Raw genomic sequence first — 23,504 nt, 5'->3', positions numbered from 1 at the left:
ACTCAACGCGCGGCCGTGCGGCCGAACAGACCGTTCGGGCGCCAGATCAGGATCACGATCATCATGGTGTAGATCACGAAAGGTCCCATCTTCGGCACGTAATATTTGCCGGCAACGTCGCCGATGCCGAGCAGCAGCGAGGCCAGAAACGGGCCGGTGATGGAGGACGAGCCGCCGACGGTGACCACGATCAGGAAGTAGATCATGAACTTCAGCGGAAAATACGGGTCGAGGCCGAGGATCTCGGCGCTCAGCGCGCCGCCGAGACCGGCCAGGCCGCAGCCAAAAGCAAACGTGAAGGCGAACACCTGCGGCACGTTGATGCCGAGGCCGCTCGCGGCGCGGGGATCGTCGACCGCGGCGCGCAGGCGGCTGCCGAACCGCGTCTTCGCCAGCACCATCTGGAGACCGATGGCGAGCAGCCCGCAGATCACGATGATCATCAGCCGGTAGCGGCCGATGCCGACGCCGAACAGGTCGAACTGGCCCTGTAGCGCCGCCGGCAAGTTGATGAAGACGCGCGACGAGCCCTGGATGTAGTCGACGGCCGCGACCGACATGAACGTGAGGCCGATCGTGAACAGCACCTGGTCGAGATGGCTGCGCGCATAGAGGTGTCGGTACAGCGTGCGCTCGAGCACGATGCCGATCGCAGCGGAGGAGACGAAGGCTAGCGGCAACGCAGCGAAAAATGGCCAGCCCATCCGGTTGACCAGCACCATGCAGACATAGCCGCCGGCCATGGCGAAGGCGCCATGGGCGAGGTTGACGAAATTCATCAAGCCGAGCGTGACCGCGAGCCCGCACGCCAGCACGAACAGCAGCATGCCGTAGGCAACGCCATCGAACAGGTTGGTGAGGATTGAGGTCATCGTCTCAGCTTGGCGTTACCGTCATGGCCGGGCTTGTCCCGGCCATCCACGTTCTGTCTGGTGTTTCTTTTCCCGGCTTTGCGTGGATGCCTGGGACAAGCCCGGGCATGACGCAGACACGGAGGCGAGCCCCGGAACGACGCGAGTCACTTCTTGGTCTTGCCGAGATCCTTGACGGACTCGAAGGTCGCGAACTCGACGTTGTAGAGCTCGCCGTCGACCTTCTCGACCTTCCGGATGTAGATGTTCTGCACGATGTCGCGGGTCTCGGGGTCGATCGAGATCGGGCCGCGCGGGCTCTCCCACTTCTGGCCCTTCATCGCTTCGACCAGCTTGGTGCCGTCGGTGTCGCCATTGGTCTTCTTCAGCGCTTCGTAGATCAGGTGAATGCCGTCATAGCCACTCACCGCCATGAAGCCCGGCCGGTTTCCGTAGGCCTTCTTGTAGGCCGCGACGAAATCCTTGTTCATCTGCGAGGGATGCGCCGCGGAATAGAGGTGAGCGGTGACCGTGCCCAGCACGGCGTCGCCCATGTTGTTGAGGAGATCGTCGTCGGTCACGTCGCCCGGTCCGATCACCTTGATGCCGGCCTTGTCGAGCCCGCGTTCGGCATACTGCTTCATGAAGTTACCGCCCTGGCCGGCCGGCACGAACACGAAGATCGCGTCAGGCTTGGCATCCTTCATACGCTGGAGGAACGGTGCGAAATCAGGATTTGCAAGCGGCGTTTTGACCTCTTCGACCACTTCGCCGCCACCGGCGGTGAAGTTCTGCTTGAAGAAGTTGAGCGCGTCATTACCCGGCGCGTAGTCCGAGGTCAGCGTCGCCACCTTCTTGATGCCGTTTTTCACCGCCCAGTCGGCGATGATGGTGGAGGACTGCGCCAGCGTGAAGCTGGTGCGTACGATATAGGGCGAGCGCTCGGTGATGATGGAGGTGCCCGCCGCCATCACGACTTCCGGGATCTTGGCTTGCGTGGCCAGGGGCGCCGCCGCGAGCGCGGCCGGCGTCACGCCGAAGCCGGCGATGAAATGGACCTTGTCGTTGACAATCAGCTCCTGCGCGGCAGTCTTGGTCTTGTCGGGAATCGCAGCATCATCCTTGAGGATGATCTCGATTTTCTTGCCGGCGACGGTGTCGCCCTTCTGCTGCATGTAGAGCTTGATCGCGTTCTCGATCTGCTTGCCGGTCGAAGCCTGGCCGCCGGTCATCGGCAGGATCAGGCCGACCTTGACGCTGTCCTCGGCCTTGGCCGGAGCGACGGCCACCAGGCCCGCGATGGCGGCAGCTGCCGCGGCCCAAGCAGTCTTATGAGACAGTTTTTTGCGTTCGAACATCAGATGTCCCTCCCCTTCATTCCTGATCTCTTGTGCGCCGGACCGAGTGCCCGATCCTTGCCGTAAGTCTAGCTCACGCACGCGTGATGTCGCGCGCAACATGGCGTCTTTCGCGCCCTTATTGTCAATCGGACGTTTGGCGACCATTCGGCGCAAGCCGAGCTTTCCGATTGCCGACGGCAGAAGCGATATCGGGTCACGTCCGGGTACCGCCGGCATCATGATTGCGCTCGCTTTCATTTGTACGATTGTACAAATGAAATGGACCTGTCAACGAAAAAGCCTCTTTGCTGATCACGGCACTTTGTCGCGAACCTTTGCCGCAGTCTAGAAACGTTCCGAGCCGGGTGGATGAGGATTTCGTCTTTTGTTTGCAGAATTTGAACATCGGCAAGGCTTGGGTCGGTACACTCCGGTATCGTTACCTACCTCGAATAAGCCTATTTTACCTTGTTGAAGGCTACTCTCCCGGCGACAGCCTGACCTGGCATCCAACACGACTGACCTCACCTCTGTACAATGGTGCAATGCCCAGATCCTTCGGTTCCCTCCTGATCCTCCTCGCGCTCTCCGCGGGCCTGTCCGGCTGCGGCACCGTCAACGAAAAGCTCTCCTCCGGCATGGGCGACTACGTCCCGCAATGGGCCGGCGGCTTGCCGGCGGACGCCCCGCCGCGGGCGGGCACGCCGCAATACGATGCCTACATGAAGGAGCGCGAGCGCAGGCGACTGATGCCGGCAGCGGATCGCGAAAAGGAAGAGCAGGCGCAGAAGGGCGCAACGGGCTCGGCGTCCGGCACCGCGGTGCGCTAGTCGCGCCCCCTCGCCGCTTGCGGCGAGCGTAGCAAATCAATCCACGAACACCACGGTCTTGCGGCCATTGAGGATGACGCGGTCGTTGAGATGGTAGCGGATCGCGCGCGCCAGCACGCGGCGCTCGATGTCGCGGCCCTTTCGGACGAGATCCTCAGGCGTGTCGCGATGGCTGATGCGCTCGACGTCCTGGTCGATGATCGGGCCCTCGTCGAGGTCGCGCGTGACGTAATGCGCGGTGGCGCCGATCAGCTTGACGCCACGCTCATGGGCCTGGTGATAGGGTTTTGCGCCCTTGAAACCCGGCAGGAACGAGTGGTGGATGTTGATACAGCGTCCCGACAGATTTGCCGAGAGATCGTCGGACAATATCTGCATATAACGGGCGAGCACGACGAGATCCGTCCCGGTCCTGGCGACGAGATCGAGGATCTGCGCTTCCTGCTCGCGCTTGGTCTCTTTCGTAACAGGCAGATAGTGGAACGGAACCCCGCCGAAATCGAGCCCGTCATAGACCTCGCGCGGATGATTGGAGACGATTGCGGCCAAAGTCATCGGCAGTTCGCCCGTGCGCCAGCGATAGAGGATGTCGACCAGGCAGTGATCGGACTTCGACACCAGCAGCATCACTTTGCGATGCGCAGCGCGATCGCGCATCTGCCATTCCATTCCGAAGCGCTCGGCGATCGCGGCAAAGCCGGTCTGGAGGGCCGACAGCTCCACGGCGAGATCGGCAGCGGTGAACACCACCCGCATGAAGAACTTGTTGGTCTCGGTGTCGTCGAATTGTTGGGCGTCGAGGATGTTCTGTCCGGAATTCGCCAGGAAGGTCGACACCGCCGAGACGATGCCGGGACGATCCGGACAGGACAGGGTCAGGACATATTGATGATCTGGCATGGGCCTTGATGAAGGTTTGGGCAGCGGCTGCGGAACGACCCGCGATTTGCGCCCTGCTCTATCACCGCCCCTACCTTGCGCCAATCCCGACCGTGGAGTCAGGATGAACGCACGATTGCTTTGACTGACCGGAGTAGGCTCATGGCCCACCGCTTGAACGGCACCCGCATCCTGATCCTGGAAACGCGCGAGGAGGCGCAGTTTTCGAAGCTGCTGGCCGAGCAAGGCGCCGAGGTCGTGCAATGCCCCATGTTCACCATCCAGGATGCACCGGACCCCACGCCGGTCGAGGCCTGGATCCGGCGCGCCATCGACAGACCCTTCGACGATCTCGTGCTGATGACCGGCGAAGGGCTGCGGCGAATCATGAAGCTCGCCGTCGCACGAGGGCTCGATCAGGCCCTCGTGGCGGCGCTTGCCAGATCGCGAAAATTCACCCGCGGCCCGAAGCCCGGCAAGGCACTGCGCGAAGTCGGGCTCGAGGCGCAGCAGACCACGGAAAAGCCGACCACCGAGGGCGTGATCGAGATGCTCGGCAAGCTCGATTTGAAGGGGCACCGCCTCGGCCTCCAGCTCTATCCCGACAAGGATCACAGCGCGCTGACCGGTGCGCTGTCGGCGCAAGGTGCCGAAGTCGATACCGTGCTGCCTTATGCCTATGACACCAAGGCGGCGGACGCCAACATCGTCGCCGCCATTGATGACATGGCCGAAGGGCGGATCGATTCCATCGCGCTGACCAATCTCGGCCAGGTCCGACGGCTGATCGAAGCTGCGAGAGCCCACGGCAGCGAGGCGAAGCTGCGCGCGGGCCTCGAGCGGACGCTGATCGCGTCGGTAGGACCGGCGGTCTCGGGCGAGCTCACCGCGCATGGTTTGCGCACGGACGTCTCGCCGGTGGAAGACCACTATTTCATGCGCCCGCTGATCTCGGCGATGGCGGCAGCATTGGTGGACCAGCGGCCGAAGGTGGCGGAATGATCGCCTGACGCGGTGCCTAGCTTGCCATCTGCGAGGCGGCCGACATCAGCTCCTGCGGGCTCGGCGCGGCAAACATGCGATGGCCGCCTTCGGGCACCTCGGTAAAGCTCCAGCGCACAACCCCCTCGAGGTCGAGCAGAAACTGCCCGAAGAGCTGGCCCTGGCCGGTTGCCGCCATGCGCTGATCGGCTTCCGTTATCTCATAGCCGTCCTTGTTATTGAGGTACTCCGCGGCCGCGGGCCGGTTCATCGGGCCGGGCAATTCGCCGGGCATGTCGACTTGCATGCTCATGACCACGTTCATGCCGACCTTGTGCGGCCACTCGGTCTCGTTCTCCGTGAACTCGAGATTGGGCAGGCCGAACGCGCGGTGCGAGAGCCGCTCGGGATCGGACGCAGCGAGCAGGTTGGGCAACGGATGGTAACGGAAATAGAGTCGCGCGCGCTCGATCGGCGTGTTGACCACCGTGAGACTTTCGACGCCTTTCTCGTGCAAGGCGGCATCAAGTTGCGCCTGTGCCGCGATATGGCGGCGGCAGAACGGGCAATGCAGCCCCCGATACAGGCCCACCAATATCGGGCTTTGTCCGCGAAAGTCTTCGAGCGCGATCTTTCCGTCGCGTGTGATCGCGTCCAGCACGACGTTCGGTGCACGATCGCCCGGTTGAAGTGGTCCCTCGACGTGACGTTCAGACATGATGGCACTCCTTCACATGATCTAGTCAAGAAACGGCAGTACGATCAGCCCTGCGGGATCAAGCCCGTGCCGCGTGCAGACGTCCTGTGCCAGCGCGAAATATCGCTCGGCCTCGGGCATGTCGCCTCGATCAAGGTTCAGCGTCGCAAGACCATCATAGCATGGAAACAGCTGCTGCGGCTCGCCGGTTTCGCTCGCCACCTCGATTGCCTCATTGTAGCAACGGGCAGCCAGATCGGGCCGGAAATTGCATTGATGGATTTGCCCGAGCACGATCAACGGCACGGAGAGATGTTCGCGCTGATCAAGCGCGCGGTCGATTTCGATCGCCTTTTCGGCGGCCGGCACCCCCTCCTCAGTACATTTGTCCGTGAAGGTGCAACAGGCAACGGCAAAATTGGCAAGAAGGCGCGCCTGGAACCCGAGATCGCCGATCCGACACGCGACATCGAGTCCGCGCCGGCAAACCTCCACGGCTTTCGCCGGGTCGACAATGGTGTAGAGCACACCGAGATTGGTGTAGCCGCGGCAGGCCACGTTGAGGAGCCCGGCGGCCTCGGCTGCTGCGACACTTTGCTCCACCTCGCGCACCGCCTCCTGGTGTCGGCCAAGCCGCGCCAGTGCCACCCCCTTGGTGTTGAGCGACTCTGCAATGGCGCGCGCCGCCTCGAATCCGACTTGCCTGTCGGCGTCCGCCGGTACGCTTCGGGCGTAGCCAAGCGCCTCGTCCGCCCATCTCGCGGCGGCCACGTGATCGCCCGTGCGAAACGAAAGACGGCCGCGCTCTTGCAGGAGGTGCGCCCACTCGATGGGCGCGTCGGTCCCTCCCAGCCGTTCGGCCGCCTCGGCATAATGCGCCTCTGCCTTGATCCGCTTGCCGGCGTCCCACAACAATCGGCCAAGCTTGCGGAGAATTCGCGCTTCGCCGATGCGGTCCTCCGCATTGCGATGACCTTCCAGCGCACTCTGGTAGTGCTCCTCAGCCGTGATCCTCCGGCCGGCCGCGGCACACAGCTCCGCGATCCGCTCGCAGAGGATCAGGCGTTCGGGCTCCCGTTCCCCGCCGGCCAACAACACGGCGAGGGCCTGTTGGTAGAAGCGGACGGCATCGTCATTGGCGTAGGTCGCGCGGGCGCGATCGCCGGCCGCGCGCAGATAGCGCGCACCTTTCGGCTTGCTCGCGCTCAGGCTGAAATGATGTCCGAGCAGTATGAGGTCCTCGAGGCGCTCGGGCTCATTGCCATAGAGCCGCTCCAGCGCGGCACCAATCCGTCCATGGAGCTCGATCCGACGCTGCAAGAGCAGGTTTTGATAGATCACGTCCTGAAGCATGGTTTGCGTAAAGCGATAAGATCGCAGCGAGATCGAGTTCGCGCCCGCGACCTCCTCGACAATCTCGGCATCGCACAGAAGCTCGAGTCCCGCTTCCACCTTCGTCCGCTGCGATGCCATCGCACCGAGAAGAGCCGCATCAAAACGTGGGCCGATCACCGCGGCCTCCTGGGCCAAGCGGCGCACCTCATGCGGCAGCCGGTCCAGGCGCGCCAGTAACAGGGCCTGAATGCTTGCCGGTATACCGGCGGCGGCTTCATCTGACTTGATCCGCCACCGTGAGCCGTCACGCTCCAAGGCGCCAGCTTCGATGAGACCGCGGATGATTTCCTCAAAGAAGAGTGGATTGCCGCCCGCGCGCTCCAGGATTCGACTGAACAGATTTCCCGGCGGTTCACTCCAACCGTGGCTGAAGTAGGCCGCGAGCAGCTTTTGTCTGTCTGCATCACCAAGCGGAAGCAATCGAAGGGTTGTATGGCTGATCCGCCCCGAGCCGAACTGATCCAGTTCCAGCATAGGCCGATGCGTAAACAACAGCATCAGCCGCGTACGCTCCAGCCGGTCCATCAGGAACCGCAGCGCTTCAAGCGATACGGCATCGGCCCAGTGCAGATCCTCGACAATGATCAGGAGCGGCGACAGGACCAGGCGCCGTTCGAACACGGTACGAATCGCAAAGAATATCTGCCGCCGAAGCTGCTCGGGCTCGACGTGCTGCAGCGCGGCGTCCGGATCGCCGAGGCCGAGAACGTGGAAATAAAGGGGCATCAGGCGATCGGCCTCTTCGACCGCAAGGCCGAGCTCCGACAGTGCCGTCGCCAGCTTGGCCTGGGCCTCCGCCACGGTCGTCTTCTGCGCGATGCCGTAGGCGCTGCGCAGCACAGCGGCAAGGGTGCCATAGGACTGTTCGCCCAGCGGCGAGCAGACAGCGCGCCGGATCGCCACGCCGGCGAAACGGTCCTCATCGCGGGCGTGGGCAACGAATTCGTCCACCAGACGCGTTTTGCCGATGCCGGCTTCACCGACCAGCCGCACCAGCTGCGCCGCGCCGCCACACGCGAGATCAAGATTGTCGACTAGACGGCCGAGCTCGGCGTCGCGCCCAATCACCGGCGCACTCAGGCCCAGCGTATCGAGGCCGCGTGCCGCACGGGGCGTGTCGAGCGGTCCGTTCAAGCGATGGACCAGCACGCTGCCCATCTTGCCCTTCAGCGAGACCTCGCCAAGCGATTCATATGAGAATGCATGCCGCGTAAGACGGTAGGTCAGCGGCCCGACCAGCACCTCGCCCGTGGAAGCCATCGACTGCAATCGTTGAGCCGTATTCACCGTATCGCCCGTGACCGAGTAGGATTTGGCAACTCCAACACCCAGTCCGCCAGCAACCACGTGCCCGGTGTTGATGCCGACATGAAGCAGGAGCGGTGACCCAGCATACGCCTTTGCACGTTCGCTGAGTTGCGCCGTTCGGCCGATCATGTCGAGCGCGGCGCGGACGGCCCGCTCGGGGTCGTCTTCGTGCGCGGCCGGCGCTCCGAATAGCGCAAGCAGCGCGTCGCCGATGAATTTGTCCACGAAGCCGCCAAAGCTTTGCACCGCCGCCGTTAGCTCCTCGAACAATTCGTTCTGAAGCGCCTGCATGACTTCAGGATCGAGTCGCTCGCTCATCGTGGTGAAGCCGCTAAGGTCAGCAAACAGCACGGTAATGGTGCGGCGGTTGGCTTCGCTGTCGATCTTGTCCGGCTGCGATCGAAACCCGTATTGAGCTTCGGCCGTCGGCGCCAGCGGTGGCGAGGACGCCCTGGACGGGACCGTCACGCGGCTGGCCCGCATTGATGCCTGCCCGCCTGACTTGGAGGCTTCACTGACGAGGGCGCCGCATTTCGGGCAGTACGCGAAATCCGGTGCGCACGCATAGCCGCAGCCAGGGCAGGCGTTCGGCTGCTTCGTGCCGCATTTCGGGCAGAAGGCAAAGCCGCCCTGAACCTCGGAACCGCAACAGGAGCAGTTCATGGGTCGAGACCCCGCGGGCGCCGCGATGGCGCAGTCTGCTGGACCCGGCCAGATGGGCCCAGGATCTCGGCAAGGATGGGCGCGTCGTGCCGGAAGAGCAAGCGGTGGGTTGCGGCGCTCGCAGTTGCGGCCGCGAACGCGGCTTCACTCCTCCCCGTACCCCCTTAGCCGTTCGATATCCAGAATAGTCACGCCACCGTACTCCAGCCGCAGCAGCCCCTCCTTCTCCAGCCGGTTCAGCGCGCGGTTGGCATTCTGGCGGGACATGCCGGAAAGCGCGCCGATCTCTTCCTGGGTGATCTCCAGATGCGCGGTGGATTCCGGATAGAGGATCGGATTGAACAGCGAAGCAATGCTGCGGGCAAGCCGCGCAGTGGCATCCAGCGTGCGGTTGACCTCGAGCATGCCGATGAACTGGCCGAGCCGCTCGTTGAGCTGGCGTACCAGGAAGCGGTTGAAGCCGACGCTGTTCTCGAACAGCCACATGAAGGCGCTGCGTTCCATCAGCGCGACGCGGCTGTTGCGCAGCGCGACCACGTCATAGCGGCGCGGCTCGTTCTTGAGCACGCTGCCCTCGCCGAACCAGGCCCCTGCCGTCAGCCCGGCAAGACTCGTCTCCTTGCCGTCGCGCGAGACCCCACCCATCCGGGCAAGGCCGAAGACCATGCCGGCCCAATAGTCGAACGTATCGCCGCGCATGAAGACGGTCTCGCCAGTGCCGTAGGACCGCTCCGTGATCCCGGTACGAGCGACCTCGATCTCCGCTTGCGTGAGCTCGCGCGACCAGGCAGCGACGCGCTTCAGTTGATCCTCTGAAATCATGATCCCGAAGCCAGCCGCACCGTTCGTCACTCCTGCTCTGCTGCAACGCAGCATGACCGTTTCGACCACCATCCGACGAAAGATGGATGATTCCCCATCTAAAAAACTTTGTCGCAGAATTGTCAGGCGGGAGACATTTCAAAATAGCCCTTTCCCCTATTGAGGACCACCTCGGGCGATGCGGCTTTTGATCCCAAACGGGAACGAGAGCGGCGCGGCTGCGGTCGAGACCATCTGCTGCATGGCCTCACCGGCACGGTCGTACTAGGATCGCACGACAGGAACGGACGAAGAGCGCCACTGAAAGCGCCATCACCGGGAGGGATCTGTTTGGTGGCTACCAGTCTTGAAGTGCGCGGCGTGTCCTTGCGATTCGGCGGCGTTCGTGCGCTGACCGATGTCGGCTTTGCCATCAGGGAAGGCGAGCTGTTCTCGATCATCGGCCCCAACGGCGCCGGCAAGACCTCGATCGTGAACTGTATTTCCGGCCGCTACAAGCCGACCGAAGGCCAGTTGTTCTACCAGGGCCGCGACATCACCGGCCTGACGCCCAACGCGCGCGCGTCGCTCGGCATCGGCCGCACCTTCCAGAACCTGGCGCTGTTCCACCACATGAGCGTGCTCGACAACATCATGGTCGGACGCCATCACCTCCTGAAGAACAATTTTCTCACGGGCTCGCTGTACTGGCTCACCGGCGCGCGCAAGGAAGAGCTCGAGCACCGCCGCAAGGTGGAAGAAATCATCGATTTCCTCGATCTCCAGTCGGTGCGAAAGGCGCCGGCCGGCACTCTCTCCTACGGCTTGCGCAAGCGCGTCGAGCTCGCCCGCGCCATGGCGCTGGAGCCGCGCCTCATTCTCCTCGACGAGCCGATGGCCGGCATGAACTTCGAGGAGAAGGAGGACATGGCCCGCTATATCGTCGATCTCAACGAAGAGTTCGGCATGACCGTGGTGATGATCGAGCACGACATGGGCGTGGTGATGGACATCTCCCACCGCGTCATGGTGCTGGATTTCGGCCGCAAGATCGCCGAGGGCGATCCGGCCGCTGTGCTCGCTGATCCCCACGTCAGGCGCGCCTATCTCGGCGAAGAGGACGAGGTGCTGGTCGACCCTGACGATGCGCCGCCGGCGCAGGAGAGCGCGGCATGATGGATTACGCAGGCCGCGTCGCGCAGGCCAATACCTATCCCAAAATGCTTCGGCTGAATGCGAAGGAGTATGGCAACGAGATTGCGTTGCGCGAGAAGGATCTCGGGCTGTGGCGCCCGTTCACCTGGAACGACTACCAGGCACGGGTGCGCGACTTCGCGCTCGGCCTCGTCGAACTGGGCCTTGGACGTCAGGACGTCATCGGCATCATCGGCGACAACCGGCCGGACTGGGTCGCGGCGGAAATCGCCACTCATGCGGTTGGAGGCTTGAGCCTCGGGCTCTACCGCGACGTGCTCGACGAAGAAGCTTCGTATCTCCTCAATCATGGCGAGGCGCAGCTCGTTTTCGCCGAGGACGAGGAGCAGGTCGACAAGCTGCTCACCCTCGCAGACCGCGTCCCAAAGCTGAAGCACATCATCTATTCCGATCCGCGCGGCATGCGGAAATACGACGATCCGCGTTTGATGTCGGCGGAGACGTTTGCCGAACTCGGCCGGGCGCGGGCTACGCGCGAACCGAAACTTTACGACCGGCTGGTGGACGCGACCAAGGGCGAGGACGTCGCGATCCTCTGCACGACATCAGGCACCACCTCGCATCCAAAGCTCGCGATGCTCGCCGCCGGCCGCGTGCTCGGCCATTGCGCGACGTATCTCGCTTTCGACCCGAAAGGGCCGGACGACGAATACGTGTCGGTGCTGCCGCTGCCTTGGATCATGGAACAGGTCTATGTACTCGGCAAAGGCCTCTTGTGCCGGATGAAGATCAACTTCGTCGAAGAGCCCGAGACCATGATGAACGATCTGCGCGAGATCGCACCGACGTTTGTCCTGTTTGCACCGCGCGTTTGGGAATCGATCGCCGCCGACGTCCGCGCCAAGGTGATGGACGCAACGTCGTTCAAGCAGCGCCTGTTCGACATCGGCATGAAGAGCGGGCTTGCCGCGCTCGAACAGGGCGAGCGTTCCGGCTTTGCCGACGCGATCCTGTTCCGTGCATTGCGCGACCGCCTCGGCTTCACCCGCCTGCGTTCAGCCGCAACCGGCGGCGCGGCACTCGGGCCCGAGACCTTCAAGTTCTTCCAGGCCATGGGCGTGCCGCTGCGCACGCTCTATGGCCAGACCGAGCTGCTGGGGGCCTACACGCTACATCCCGCGGGCAAGGTCGATCCCGACACGACGGGCGTGCCGATGGCCGACAGCGTCGAGATCCGCATCGACAATGCCGACGTCCACGGCGTCGGCGAGATCGTAGTGCGGCATCCCAACATGTTCCTCGGCTACTACAAGAACCCGGAGGCGAGCGTAGCCGACATCAAGGACGGCTGGATGCTGTCCGGTGACGCCGGCTATTTCAACGCGAACCGTCAGCTCGTGGTCATCGACCGCATCAAGGATCTCGCCGAGACCTCGCGCGGCGAGCGCTTCTCGCCGCAATTCATCGAGAACAAGCTGAAGTTCTCCCCCTATATCGCCGAAGCCGTGGTGCTGGGCTCGGGGCGCGACGCGCTCGCCGCAATGATCTGCATCCGCTACTCCATCATCTCGAAATGGGCGGAGAAGAACCGGCTCTCGTTTACGACCTACAGCGACCTGGCCTCGCGGCCCGAGGTTTATGCGCTACTCAAGAAGGAAGTCGAGACCGTCAACGCGACTCTGCCGCCGGCACAGCGCATCTCCCGTTTCCTGCTGCTCTACAAGGAGCTCGACGCCGACGACGGCGAACTCACCCGCACGCGGAAAGTGCGCCGCAGCGTCATCAACGAAAAGTACGAAGGCATCATCGACGCGATCTACCGCGGCCAGGCCGACATCCCCGTGGACACCGTGATCCGCTTCCAGGACGGCAGCACGCAGCGCGTACGTACAACGCTGAGGGTCGTGGACCTGGGCGGACCCGGGCACATGGCGGAGGCCGCGGAGTGAGCCTACTTCGAACCGAGAGCGCGATGCGGGTCGATGCGCCCTCTCCCCTTGCGGGAGAGGGCATCTCCGCTATTAGCCAAGACCCCACTCGGGTGAGGGGTCCTCTCTCCCCGCCCTTACTGCTGAGACAACCCCTCACCCGTCTTCGCTTCGCGAAGCCACCCTCTCCCACAAGGGGAGAGGGGAAGAGCGCGCCGGATTTGTCAGCGAGCACCACTTCATGAACACCGCCTTCCTCATCCAGCTCCTGGTCAACGGCCTCGTGGTCGGCACGCTCTATGGCGTGGTCGCGATGTCCTTTGTGCTGATCTACAAGGCTAGCCAGGTCGTCAATTTCGCGCAGGGCGAGCTCTTGCTTGTCGGCGCCTGGGTGTGCTGGACCTTGCTCGCGAAATACCAGGTGCCGTTCTGGATCGGCATGCCGATGACGCTGGTGTTCATGTTCGTGTTCGGCATCGCGGTGCAGGTCCTGATCCTGCGACCGATGATCGGCGAACCCATCATCTCGGTCATCATGGTGACGATCGGCCTCTCCACCGTGCTGCAGGCGACGCTGAAATGGATGTTCGGCGTCAATCCGCAGCCGTTCCCGCGCGTGTTCGAGAGCCAGTCCGTCAGCCTGCTCGGGCTGCAGATCCAGACCGTCTATGTCATGAGCCTCGTCGTCTCGATCGCGATGATGATCGGCATGGCCTGGTTCTTCCGCGCCTCAAAGTACGGCCTTGCGATGCGCGCCACCGCGTTCAACCAGCAGGTGGCACAGTCGCTCGGCATTTCCGTCAAAAGCGTGTTCGCGATGGCGTGGGCGATCTCAGCGACGGTTTCCGCGGTCGCGGGCGTCGTCGTTGCCGTGGTGAACGGCGTCTCGTCCGGGTTGGCCGGCTACGGCATTAAGGTGTTTCCGGCGGCGATCCTCGGCGGACTCGATTCCGTCGGGGGCGCCGTGCTCGGCGGCATCATCATCGGCCTGCTCGAGAACATCGCGCAATATGTCGACAGCGAATACCTTCACTGGGGCAATCTCTACGAGATCGCGCCGTTCTACGTCCTCATCATCGTGCTGATGATCAAGCCCTACGGCCTGTTCGGCACCCACGACATCGAGCGGATCTGATCCATGGCCGGCCCTGTCCTCATCCCTGCTGGTGACTTCCGCACCTCCTATGCGGCCGACACCACGATCTTTCCGACCACGACCAGCCGCAATTTTGCGATCGTCGGCGTGCTGCTGCTGTGCTTCGCGCCCCAGTTCTTCAGCGGTTACTGGCTCAGTATCCTGATCCAGATCGGCATCTTCTCGATCGCGGCGCTGGGGCTGAACATCCTGGTCGGCTTCACCGGCCAGATCTCGATCGGCCATGCCGCCTTCTTCCTGCTCGGCGCTTTCACCTCGGCCTACATCTCAAACAACGCGCCGATCCCGGTGTTCTTCGCGATCCCGCTTGCCGGCATCATCACGGCGCTGGTCGGGCTGATCTTCGGCATCCCGGCGGCGCGCCTGAAGGGGCTCTACCTAGTGATCGCGACACTGGCCGCGCAATACATCCTGCTCGACTTCTTCTCCCGCGCCGAGTGGTTCACCGGCGGCTCGGTGCCGGCGAGCGCAAATACATTCTCGATCTTCGGATACACGCTGCGCGGCGACAGGCAGTATTTCTATGTTGTGCTAGCCTATGTGCTGGCGAGCTACATCCTGGTCACCAACCTGATGCGTACCCGCGATGGCCGTGCGCTGGTGGCGATCCGCGACCATTATCTCTCCGCCGAGATCATGGGCATCAATCTCACGAAGTATCGCACGCTGTCGTTTGGCCTTGCCGCGTTCTTCGCCGGCATCGCCGGCGCGCTCTATGCGCACTACCAGCTCGTGGTATCGCAAGAGGGTTTCGGCATCGAACGTTCCATCCTGTTCCTCGCCATGATCATCATCGGCGGCACCGGTTCGATCATGGGCACGCTGATGGGCACCGCGTTCGTGGTGCTGCTGCCCGAGACGATGGAGTTCCTCAGCGTTGCGCTGAAGGGCGGCGCAATCGACAAGGCGCTGTCGCTCAACAACAACATCACCTTCCTGCGCGAGATCGCGATCGGGGTGATCATCATCGCGTTCCTGATGTTCGAGCCCGACGGGCTCGCCCATCGCTGGCGACAGATCAAGGCGTACTGGAAACTCTACCCGTTCTCGCATTGAGCGCGGGCAACTCGCTAACCAACAAATAAACAGGAGGAGGCAACCCATGAAGAGAAAATCCCTTTTGAGCACCGCGTCGCTGACGCTGGCGATCGCCGCATTCTCGGCAAGCGCGCAGGCGCAGATCGCGATCGGGCACCTCGCCGATTATTCCGGCGGCACCTCCGACGTCGGCACACCCTATGGCCAGGCCGTCGCCGACACCTTCGCCTGGGTCAACAAGAACGGCGGCGTCGGCGGCAAGCAGCTCAATGTCGACACCAACGATTACGGCTACCAGGTGCCGCGCGCGATCGCGCTCTACAAGAAATGGTCGGCGCCCGACTCCAAGGTCGCCGCGATCATGGGCTGGGGCACCGCGGACACCGAGGCGCTGACCGGCTTCCTCGCACAAGACAAGATCCCCGACATGTCCGGCTCCTATGCCGCCGCGCTCACCGACCCCGAAGGTATCAGCGGCAAGGCCAAGCCCGCGCCGTACAATTTCTTCTACGGCCCGAGCTATTCGGACTCGCTCCGCGCCATGCTGATGTGGGCGGCCGAGGACTGGAAGGCCAAGGGCAAACCCGGCAAGCCGAAATTCGTCCACATGGGGGCCAACCACCCCTATCCGAACGCACCGAAGGCCGCCGGCGAAGCCATGGCGCAGGAGCTCGGTTTCGAGGTGCTACCGCCGCTGGTGTTCGCGCTCGCGCCGGGTGACTACAGCGCGCAGTGCCTGAGCCTGAAATCCTCGGGCGCCAACTACGCCTATCTCGGCAACACCGCCGCGTCTAACATCTCGGTGATGAAGGCCTGCAAGACCGCCGGAGTCGACATCCAGTTCATGGGCAATGTCTGGGGCATGGACGAGAACGCCGCCAAGACCGCCGGCGATGCCGCCGACGGCGTGATCTTCCCGCTGCGCACCGCTGTGAGCTGGGGCGGCGATGCGCCCGGCATGAAGACCGTGATGGAGATCTCGAAGATGTCCGACCCGACCGGCAAGGTCTATCGGCCCGTGCACTACATCGCGGCGGTGTGCTCGGCGCTCTACATGAAGGAGGCGATCGATTGGGCCGCCAAGAACGGCGGCGCAACCGGCGAGAACGTCGCCAAGGGCTTCTACCAGAAGAAGGACTGGGTGCCGGCCGGCATGGAAGGCGTCTGCAATCCCTCGACCTGGACCGACAAGGACCACCGCGGCACGTTGAAGGTCGATCTCTACCGCACCAAGATTGCGGGCGCGACCGACGGCGACCTCAACGACCTCATGGCCAAGGGCGCGATCAAACTCGAGAAGGTCAAGACGGTCGAGCTGCCGCGCAAGCCGGAATTGCTGGGCTGGTGAGCCTAGCTTTCGCCGTACGCACAACTGTTATCCCCCGCCTTGTGCGCAGCGCGCACTGGAGCGGGGGATCCAGTACGCCGCGACTTCCCGGTGAATCTCCGGCGTCTCTGGAACACTGAGTCACCCCGCCCCAGTGCGCAATTGCGCACAAGGCAGATGACGACATCGAGAGAGTAACTGATCATGAGTGAAGCGGCTCACATCGAGCGCCCCTCCCCGACCGTCGTATCCGCGCCGCCTCTCCTCGCCGTGCGCAACATCGAGGTCGTCTATGACGACGTCATCCTGGTGCTGCGCGGCCTCAGCCTCGACGTGCCCAAGGGGGCGATCGTGGCGCTGCTCGGCGCCAACGGTGCCGGCAAGTCGACGACGCTGAAGGCGATCTCGGGGCTGCTCAAGACTGAGGACGGAGAGGTCACGCGCGGCGAGATCCTGTTCGAGGGCGAGCGCATCAACGGCATCGATCCCGACAAGATCGTCCGCCGCGGCATCTTCCAGGTGATGGAGGGACGCCGCATCGTCGCCGACATGACCTCGTTGGAAAACCTCAAGCTCGGCGCCTTCACCCGCAGGGACCGCGAGGTCGGTGCCGATCTCGACATGGTCTTCAACTATTTCCCGCGCCTGAAGGAGCGCACGGGGCTCGCCGGCTATCTCTCCGGCGGCGAGCAGCAGATGCTCGCGATCGGCCGCGCGCTGATGGCCCGCCCGAAGATGATCCTGATGGACGAGCCGTCGATGGGCTTGTCACCCCTGCTCGTGAAAGAGGTGTTCTCGATCATCCAGAAGATCAACCGCGACCTCTGCGTCACCATCCTGCTGGTCGAGCAGAACGCACGCGCCGCGCTGTCGGTGGCAAGCCACGGCTACATCATGGAGCAGGGCAAGGTCGTGCTCGACGGCACCGCGGATGAATTGCGCGACAACGAGGACGTCAAGGAATTCTATCTTGGCGGCGCCGGCGACCAGCGCAAGAGCTTCAAGAACCTCAAGAGCTTCAAGCGGCGCAAGCGCTGGCTATAGCGTTTTCAAGCGAAGTAGGAACCGGCTCGCGTGAAGAAAGCGCGTCAAAACAACAGATTCTCAGCTCAGCACCTGCTCCGCTTCCGTGACTGCGCAGAGAACATGATAGAACGACGACGCAGGAATGGTGTCGCTCAGCGATGTTCCGTCGCGATCGAAATGATCGTACCAGCCGCCTTTGACGGGATGGCTGAGATAATGCCGTTCGAGCCGCATCAGCGCCGCGCGCGCTTCCTCCGCCGCCCCCGCCTGGCCGGACTCGGCCTGGGCGATCCACGCCTTGGCAATCTCGGTCTGCGGCCACAGCCGGCGCGATCCGCGGCGGATGTTGCCGGTGTCGTCGCCCTCATCGACGAGGCAGCCGGTGGCCTCGTCGCGATAGCGCAGCGCGGTTTCCAGCAGCTCGGCGCGCCGCTGCCCGGTCGGACATCCCGTGATGCGTTCAAACCCCTTCAGGAGCCAGACCCATTCCGCCTGGTGGCCCGGCTCGACGCTGACCGGCTCGATCTTCGACCAGTCCTCCTCGAAATATTCCGTCAGGATGTGTTTCTGCTTGTCGTAGAGATTGGCCAGGAACAGCGCGAAGAATTCACCGGCGCGGTTCTGGAACGACAAATCATGGGTCGCCTCGAAACACGCGATCATCGCCTCGAACAGGTGCATGTGCGGGTTCTGCCGGCGCGGCAGCGACACCGGAAGGCTCTCATGCACGCCGCCATGCGGCGAGCGCAGATGGCCGTCGAGGAAGGCCAGCAGCGCGTCAATCTCGGCTCGAACCTGGGCGTCCTGGTCGAGCGCATAGACGGTCGCGAGCGCAAACAGGATGAAGGCGTGGTCATAGGCGTCGCGCCGACCGTCCAGCACCGCGCCCTCCGGCGTCAGCCGATGCACGAAACCAGGCCGGCCGTCGGGCGCTTTCGCGCATGCCAGCAGATGCTCCAGCCCTCTCAGCGCCACCGCGCGCCCCTCGGGGTACCAGCCCATCTGCGCCGCCTTGGCAAAGCACCAGATCTGGCGCGCCTGCACGAACACGCGCCGGGGCGCGGCCGCATCCGCGGAACCCTCCGCGTGCAGCCGGTCGACGAAGCCGCCGGCGCCGGGGTCCCAGCCGACAGACGACCACAGCGGCAGCGCCTCCTCGATCATACGGTGCTTGAGGCGCGCGACCACGTCGGCCGCCCCCTCCGCCGCAACGATCCGTTCGTCCGTCACCCCAAGCTCTCCAGGCCGCCACGATTGCCGTGTGATACCCATGCCGGCGGCGGCGTGCAACCAACCCGGAAAGACCCGTCATGACCGCCCATTATGATGCCCTTGAGACGCGCGAGGCCGCCGCGCGCGAGGCCGAGCTGTTCTCCCGCCTGCCGGGCGTGCTGCGGGCCGCGATGGCCGCCCCGGCCTATGCCGAACGGCTTAGGGGTCTGGACCCGAGCTCGGTAACCTCCAGAGCGGCGCTGGCGCACCTGCCGGTGCTGCGCAAGTCGGAACTACCGGCCCTACACAAGGCCTCACAGCCCTTTGGAGGCTTCGTGGCGGCCGTGCCTGGCTCATTCGCTCGCCTCTACACGTCCCCCGGCCCGATTTTCGAGGCGGAGGGGAGGCAGGCCGACCCTTGGCGCGGCGCACGGGCGCTGTTCGCGGCCGGGTTCCGGCCCGATGACATCGTGCTCAACACCTTCAGCTACCATCTCACCCCCGGCGGCTTCATCTTCGATGCGTCGGCCCGCGCGCTCGGTTGCGCCGTGATCCCCGCCGGTCCAGGGAATACCGAGCAGCAATTCGAGCTGATCGAGGCCTACCGTCCCGTCGGCTACAGCGGCACGCCGGACTTCCTGAAGATCTTGCTCGATGTTGCCGCAAGCTCGGGCCGCGACGTCTCCTCGATCAAGCGCGCGCTGGTCTCGGGCGCGGCCTTCCCGCCCTCGCTCCAGGCCGAGATCAAGGCGCGCGGCATCGACGCCTACCAGGCCTTCGGCACCGCCGATCTCGGCCTCATCGCCTTCGAGACCAGCGCGCGCGACGGCATGGTCGTAAACGAGGATCTGATCATGGAGATCGTCAAGCCCGGGACCGGCGATCCCGTGGCGCCCGGCGACGTCGGCGAGATCGTCGTGACCTCGCTCGACCCGCACCATCCCTGGATCCGGCTCGCTCTCGGCGACCTCACCGCGGCACTGCCGGGGACCAGCCCCTGCGGGCGCACCAACATGCGCATCAAGGGCTGGATGGGCCGCGCCGACCAGACCACCAAGGTCAAGGGCATGTTCGTCCGTCCCGAGCAGGTCGCCGAGATCGGCAAGCGCCATTCCGCGCTCGGAAGATTACGCCTCGTCGTCACGCGCCAGGGCGAGGCCGATGCAATGACGCTGAAAGCGGAGACGGCGGCCGCGAACGATGCGTTGCGCGAGGAGATTGCAGGCACCTTGCGCGCCGTGACGAAACTCGGAGGCGAGGTTGAACTGGTGAGGCCCGGCGCGCTGCCGAACGACGGCAAGGTGATCGCCGACGAGCGGTAGAGCTTAACCTTGTTTCGGGTAAACAGCGAATATTTTGCAAAAAACAAGTTCTGTTCCGGCGAAACTTGCGCAGGGCCGCTTGCCGAGACAGACGGTTCTTAGAACGAGCCTTGAGAACTCGCGGCGCAGCCTTTGGGGTTTCCCCTGGATTCAGCCGCAGGCTTGGCGCCCTCGGCATTGCTACGCTACCCGGCCGTGATAAGCCACACAGCGCACCCGCCAGGGTGCAGCCATCGCGCTAAACGCCCGCCAAGGCTCGTCGCACAGGTCGATCCGCCCAAGCGGTATCGCCTTCTCAGGGTCCAGGTTCTAAGGCCCAGGGACGCTCCAACACTGATTTGTTCAAAAATCCATCCCCTTTCGGGCGTCTCGGCGCGCGCCTACTCAGACCTCGTGCCTTGCAAAAAGTCCCTCTAGTGGCTGACTGCGGTGACACGCGATGTCCGGCATGCCCGTCCACTGCGCGATAGCGCGATTGGATGTGAACGCGGTTGTGGCGCGCGATCGCCGCCAACGGGCCGTTGAGGTCTACCATTGATGAACCTGGAGTTCCGGTGTTAGGTTCCCAGCGCTGTGCTGGGGGCTAGTTAGAACGTGAGAAATAGAATTCTTTCCGTGCTGGTCGTTTTACTGAGCTCTTCACCTTTAGCCGCAGCTTATTTCTTGGCACGCAATCCTTACAATCCTATCATTCTCTCCGCGCCATCCGCGCGTCACTCAGGTCGTGGTCATTCGTATGCAACCGGAGTAAACTTCGGACCAAGTATTGCCGTCTATGAGGACGGGTTACGATTGGGTCCGGCTGATGCCTCGGAGGAAGATGTCGGCGTTTTCGGCGGTGGCCGGTATTACTACAGAGAGATAGATTCATTGAACCATGGCTATGGCATCATATTCTCATCCAGTGACAACAGCGACCCAAACACCAACGGGCGTCGATACCGGGTATATAACCAAGAGGCCAAAGACCCACGCCAGCGCGCTCCTTAGCTTTCGTCACATGAGTTGACTCTGTTCGGGGTTGTGGTGGTAAATCGGCATATGCATCGGCTACTGCTGGTTGTCCTGCTCGTTGTAAGCAACGCGGCTACATTCTATTTCACCAAAAAGAGCTCTCGACCTAAGCCGTGGGAACGGGACCCGTCATCGCTTGCGCTATTGGCTCAATCGTCAGGTGATCCTTCAGTTTTGGTCATTGGCGACAGCTTGACCGCTGGGGCCTTTCTCCCTGCAGAAATCTGTGGCCGCCACGTCTTCAACGCCGGCATAGGAGGAGCGAGAGCCTCGACGTTCATATCGTTTGCAGAGGACGCGCGAGCACTTGGCCTGAGGCCCGACTTGATCGTCATCGCACTCGGGATCAATGACGCCCAAGACCCCTATCGGACTGACTTCGCTGCCGCATACGAACTGCTCATTGAAAATCTACCGGGTGCACCGCTAGCGCTTGCCACTCTCGCTCCTGTCGGTAGTGCCGCGAAGATAAACGTTGCCATGATGTCGATGGTTGACAAAACAATTCGAGAAACCGCCTCAGCCAAGCAGTCGACGCTGATTGACCTTGGCGCCATCGCACAATTTGACACTGTTGACGGCATGCACCCTAGGAAGGACGCCCGCCATTTATGGGTTTCGGCGATGACCGCTGGGATAAAGAAGGCTCTTAGCTGTAATTAGGTCCTCCATTGTCAGGAAACTCCCCGGCAGACGCTCACGCGACGGAAGCAACTGGTCGATCTAACTTCCAAATCAGTATTTTGGCCGGAGACGGAGAGTAAAAACCGTGGTGGGCAGCGGTCAAGAAGCTGCAAATTCTGACGTTGCGTAAGCCTAGGCCTGTTAGTTAACCAGCGCGACGTCCGCTTGGGGCGGAAGAGCTGACAGCAAGCTTCTGATCCCTCAACTCACATCAACTAGTCGCCTCACTGCGGGACCTGCGGTTGTCATCAACAGCGGTCACGCCATCTATGAAAGCCTTGACACTCAGCGTGGGTCTTGAACGTGCCTTTGTACTTGCCGAATAGGAAAACCGTCCGGCCCTGACCCTTGCCGAAAAAATATTGGCCGACGTGTCCGCCGCCTTCGTCTTTGAGCTCAATGCTACCGAAGCTTTGCACTGACTTGAGGTCTGTCTCGGGTAGCTTGATTTCCACGTGTGTCTCCGCGAGACAGGGCGTATCCGAAATCCTATCATGAACTGCGCGGACTCCACGCTTAGCAGCAAAATTGGCTAGCCGCCTCTTAGGAGGTTCGCGCATCTAAGGACTGTTGGGGCCACAGGGTCAACCGGCGGGTCCACCGATCAGCGCTTCGCCGCGTTGCCGGCTAATTCCATCGCCAGATCCAGAGCTGCGACTCCAATTTGATCTGAAGAATAAGATTTGCAGCGCCGGTCCATCCAAGCAACAATCGCGGAGAAATCGCCGCCGCCGACGATGTCCCTCTCGGCACTCACGTTTAGCCCGCTGACGAAGCCCACGACCCAGGATTCAAAGGCTGCCTTTACGACTAAATTCTTCTTTCTATTCAGCCAGGCGGTACAAGATTGCGAGCCAGCGCCCAAGATCGTTGATCCGGCGTTCAGCGACGTGGGCAAGAGTAGCATCATCACAATGGCAACCGCTCGTTTCATCTCTTCCCTCGACCGAAAACGGCTACTTCCAAGAAGGCTCTATCTGTCAGTTGCTTATGCCCAGCTTATTCGTCCCGTCGAGAGCATACGTCTCCGCGCTTTGCAGGCAACATCTCATTTGTTTTGGTTCCGCGCCCTCAATCACCGCCATCAGAACGAACCTAAGAGCTCGCAGGCGATCCTGGCGACCCCTAGCTTGAGCCAGATCTTGAAGTGCGACTTTTATGTCCGTACCTTTGAACTCTTCCGCAAGGTCTGCATCGAAGCCAGAACCAGCGGGTTCGTCCCAACGAGATAAGCCATGCCGATACGGTAACGCTCGATCAGGCCATTGGGGTGATGTGGGCAGAATTCGAACGCATGGATACGCGCACCAACGATAGCAAGTTCACGCGACATCCATTCGTGCAGATTGCGGACATGCCGCTCCTCGTAAAATGCCCTCGCAATTCCTGATTGGTTGGTCACGACAAACGCAAGATACCCGGCGTCATTGGACTGCTTTGACGGCCTCCTTGGCTCCTTCTACCCACCGGATCTTGTCGGGATCAAAAGCATAGCCGTCGTCTTCATTGAGGACGCCATCACGATCAAAAAATACTGCCGGAGCGAGAAACCCTCTCGCGCTCCTCCGAGGTCCTGAAGCCCATGAACTAGATGCTCAGGCGCTGGGACGACTTCGGCCGCTTCCTCGACGATGGCAGGATCCTTGGTCGGGATTGCCGGTGAGAGCCGATTTGGATGCCCAGATCTGGTGGCCGGACCTCTGGCTGCTCCCGAACCACAAACGGCACCAGAACCGCATGGCGGTGTCCCAGACGACGACGCTGTTCCCGGTCCATGAATGCAGATAGTAAGTTCGATGTCGTCGGCCGTAAGACCGCTATGATCCCCGGCGATGCGGCAGGCGATCTCGGCCATGATCGCCGCGGTCGTGCTCGGATCAGGCGGGTAATGCTGGCT

General features: G+C 62.7%; 20 protein-coding genes. 10 read left to right on the top strand and 10 right to left on the bottom strand.

Annotation, left to right across the window (positions count from 1 at the left end):
* Window positions 1-2: 2 nt before the first annotated feature.
* Both AC0L23_RS33340 and AC0L23_RS33335 read right to left on the bottom strand, forming a co-directional pair.
* Window positions 3-872, bottom strand: a complete 870-nt coding sequence (locus AC0L23_RS33340; protein WP_473357941.1) for a branched-chain amino acid ABC transporter permease — start codon at window positions 870-872, stop codon at window positions 3-5.
* A 146-nt stretch (window positions 873-1,018) separates the two neighbouring features.
* Entirely contained in the window at window positions 1,019-2,209 is a 1,191-nt protein-coding gene (locus AC0L23_RS33335) for an ABC transporter substrate-binding protein (protein WP_473357940.1), read from the bottom strand.
* Window positions 2,210-2,736: 527 nt separating this feature from the next.
* Here AC0L23_RS33335 and AC0L23_RS33330 point away from each other — a divergent pair.
* Window positions 2,737-3,021 (top strand): hypothetical protein, encoded by a 285-nt coding sequence (locus AC0L23_RS33330; RefSeq protein ID WP_018457287.1) that lies wholly within the window; start codon window positions 2,737-2,739, stop codon window positions 3,019-3,021.
* Between the two features lie 36 nt (window positions 3,022-3,057).
* Here AC0L23_RS33330 and purU read toward each other — a convergent pair whose 3' ends face one another.
* Complete coding sequence (purU, locus tag AC0L23_RS33325) at window positions 3,058-3,921, bottom strand: formyltetrahydrofolate deformylase (RefSeq protein ID WP_247453182.1); 864 nt, start codon at window positions 3,919-3,921, stop codon at window positions 3,058-3,060.
* A 141-nt stretch (window positions 3,922-4,062) separates the two neighbouring features.
* Between purU and AC0L23_RS33320 the strand changes: the two genes are divergently transcribed.
* Window positions 4,063-4,902 (top strand): uroporphyrinogen-III synthase, encoded by an 840-nt coding sequence (locus AC0L23_RS33320; protein ID WP_473357939.1) that lies wholly within the window; start codon window positions 4,063-4,065, stop codon window positions 4,900-4,902.
* A 16-nt stretch (window positions 4,903-4,918) separates the two neighbouring features.
* Here AC0L23_RS33320 and AC0L23_RS33315 read toward each other — a convergent pair whose 3' ends face one another.
* The 3 genes from AC0L23_RS33315 to AC0L23_RS33305 all read right to left on the bottom strand — a co-directional run bounded on the left by AC0L23_RS33315 (window position 4,919) and on the right by AC0L23_RS33305 (window position 9,766).
* On the bottom strand, window positions 4,919-5,599 hold the full coding sequence (locus AC0L23_RS33315; RefSeq protein WP_473357938.1) for a redoxin domain-containing protein: 681 nt from the start codon (window positions 5,597-5,599) through the stop codon (window positions 4,919-4,921).
* A gap of 21 nt (window positions 5,600-5,620) precedes the next feature.
* Window positions 5,621-8,944, bottom strand: coding sequence for an adenylate/guanylate cyclase domain-containing protein (locus tag AC0L23_RS33310; protein WP_473357937.1), 3,324 nt, complete (start codon window positions 8,942-8,944; stop codon window positions 5,621-5,623).
* Window positions 8,945-9,088: 144 nt separating this feature from the next.
* Window positions 9,089-9,766 carry a Crp/Fnr family transcriptional regulator gene (locus AC0L23_RS33305; protein ID WP_026233339.1) on the bottom strand — a complete coding sequence of 226 codons (678 nt, stop codon included), beginning with the start codon at window positions 9,764-9,766 and terminating at the stop codon, window positions 9,089-9,091.
* Between the two features lie 333 nt (window positions 9,767-10,099).
* On the opposite strand from AC0L23_RS33305, the gene AC0L23_RS33300 reads away from it, so the two are divergent.
* The 6 genes from AC0L23_RS33300 to AC0L23_RS33275 all read left to right on the top strand — a co-directional run bounded on the left by AC0L23_RS33300 (window position 10,100) and on the right by AC0L23_RS33275 (window position 17,393).
* Window positions 10,100-10,921, top strand: a complete 822-nt coding sequence (locus AC0L23_RS33300; RefSeq protein WP_007601963.1) for an ABC transporter ATP-binding protein — start codon at window positions 10,100-10,102, stop codon at window positions 10,919-10,921.
* Entirely contained in the window at window positions 10,918-12,849 is a 1,932-nt protein-coding gene (locus tag AC0L23_RS33295; protein ID WP_473334089.1) for an AMP-binding protein, read from the top strand. The genes AC0L23_RS33300 and AC0L23_RS33295 overlap by 4 nt, the downstream gene beginning before the upstream one ends.
* Before the next feature lie 220 nt (window positions 12,850-13,069).
* Window positions 13,070-13,963: a branched-chain amino acid ABC transporter permease gene (locus AC0L23_RS33290; protein ID WP_247392420.1), complete on the top strand. Its 894-nt coding sequence runs from the start codon at window positions 13,070-13,072 to the stop codon at window positions 13,961-13,963.
* Window positions 13,964-13,966: 3 nt separating this feature from the next.
* Entirely contained in the window at window positions 13,967-15,040 is a 1,074-nt protein-coding gene (locus tag AC0L23_RS33285) for a branched-chain amino acid ABC transporter permease (protein ID WP_247456768.1), read from the top strand.
* 46 nt (window positions 15,041-15,086) lie between these two features.
* Window positions 15,087-16,370: an ABC transporter substrate-binding protein gene (locus tag AC0L23_RS33280; protein WP_473357936.1), complete on the top strand. Its 1,284-nt coding sequence runs from the start codon at window positions 15,087-15,089 to the stop codon at window positions 16,368-16,370.
* Between the two features lie 183 nt (window positions 16,371-16,553).
* A complete protein-coding gene (locus tag AC0L23_RS33275) occupies window positions 16,554-17,393 on the top strand; it encodes an ABC transporter ATP-binding protein (RefSeq protein WP_085348729.1) in 840 nt (279 codons plus the stop codon).
* Window positions 17,394-17,453: 60 nt separating this feature from the next.
* Here the strand turns inward: AC0L23_RS33275 and AC0L23_RS33270 are convergent, their stop codons facing one another.
* Window positions 17,454-18,605 (bottom strand): AGE family epimerase/isomerase, encoded by a 1,152-nt coding sequence (locus AC0L23_RS33270; protein WP_473357935.1) that lies wholly within the window; start codon window positions 18,603-18,605, stop codon window positions 17,454-17,456.
* 80 nt (window positions 18,606-18,685) lie between these two features.
* On the opposite strand from AC0L23_RS33270, the gene AC0L23_RS33265 reads away from it, so the two are divergent.
* Window positions 18,686-19,909: a phenylacetate--CoA ligase family protein gene (locus AC0L23_RS33265; protein WP_143274505.1), complete on the top strand. Its 1,224-nt coding sequence runs from the start codon at window positions 18,686-18,688 to the stop codon at window positions 19,907-19,909.
* A 1,041-nt stretch (window positions 19,910-20,950) separates the two neighbouring features.
* On the top strand, window positions 20,951-21,586 hold the full coding sequence (locus tag AC0L23_RS33260) for an SGNH/GDSL hydrolase family protein (protein ID WP_085348730.1): 636 nt from the start codon (window positions 20,951-20,953) through the stop codon (window positions 21,584-21,586).
* A 269-nt stretch (window positions 21,587-21,855) separates the two neighbouring features.
* Here the strand turns inward: AC0L23_RS33260 and AC0L23_RS33255 are convergent, their stop codons facing one another.
* The 3 genes from AC0L23_RS33255 to AC0L23_RS33245 form a co-directional block, all read right to left on the bottom strand.
* A complete protein-coding gene (locus tag AC0L23_RS33255; protein WP_240543922.1) occupies window positions 21,856-22,062 on the bottom strand; it encodes a hypothetical protein in 207 nt (68 codons plus the stop codon).
* A gap of 149 nt (window positions 22,063-22,211) precedes the next feature.
* Entirely contained in the window at window positions 22,212-22,541 is a 330-nt protein-coding gene (locus AC0L23_RS33250; RefSeq protein WP_085348731.1) for a hypothetical protein, read from the bottom strand.
* 222 nt (window positions 22,542-22,763) lie between these two features.
* Window positions 22,764-23,009 (bottom strand): HAD family hydrolase, encoded by a 246-nt coding sequence (locus AC0L23_RS33245; RefSeq protein ID WP_240543923.1) that lies wholly within the window; start codon window positions 23,007-23,009, stop codon window positions 22,764-22,766.
* Window positions 23,010-23,504 lie beyond the last annotated feature (495 nt).

The sequence above is a fragment of the Bradyrhizobium sp. MI1.4 genome (assembly GCF_055811315.1).
The sequence above is the reverse complement of the archived record's forward strand: the minus strand, read 5'-3'. Positions and strand labels throughout refer to the sequence as shown.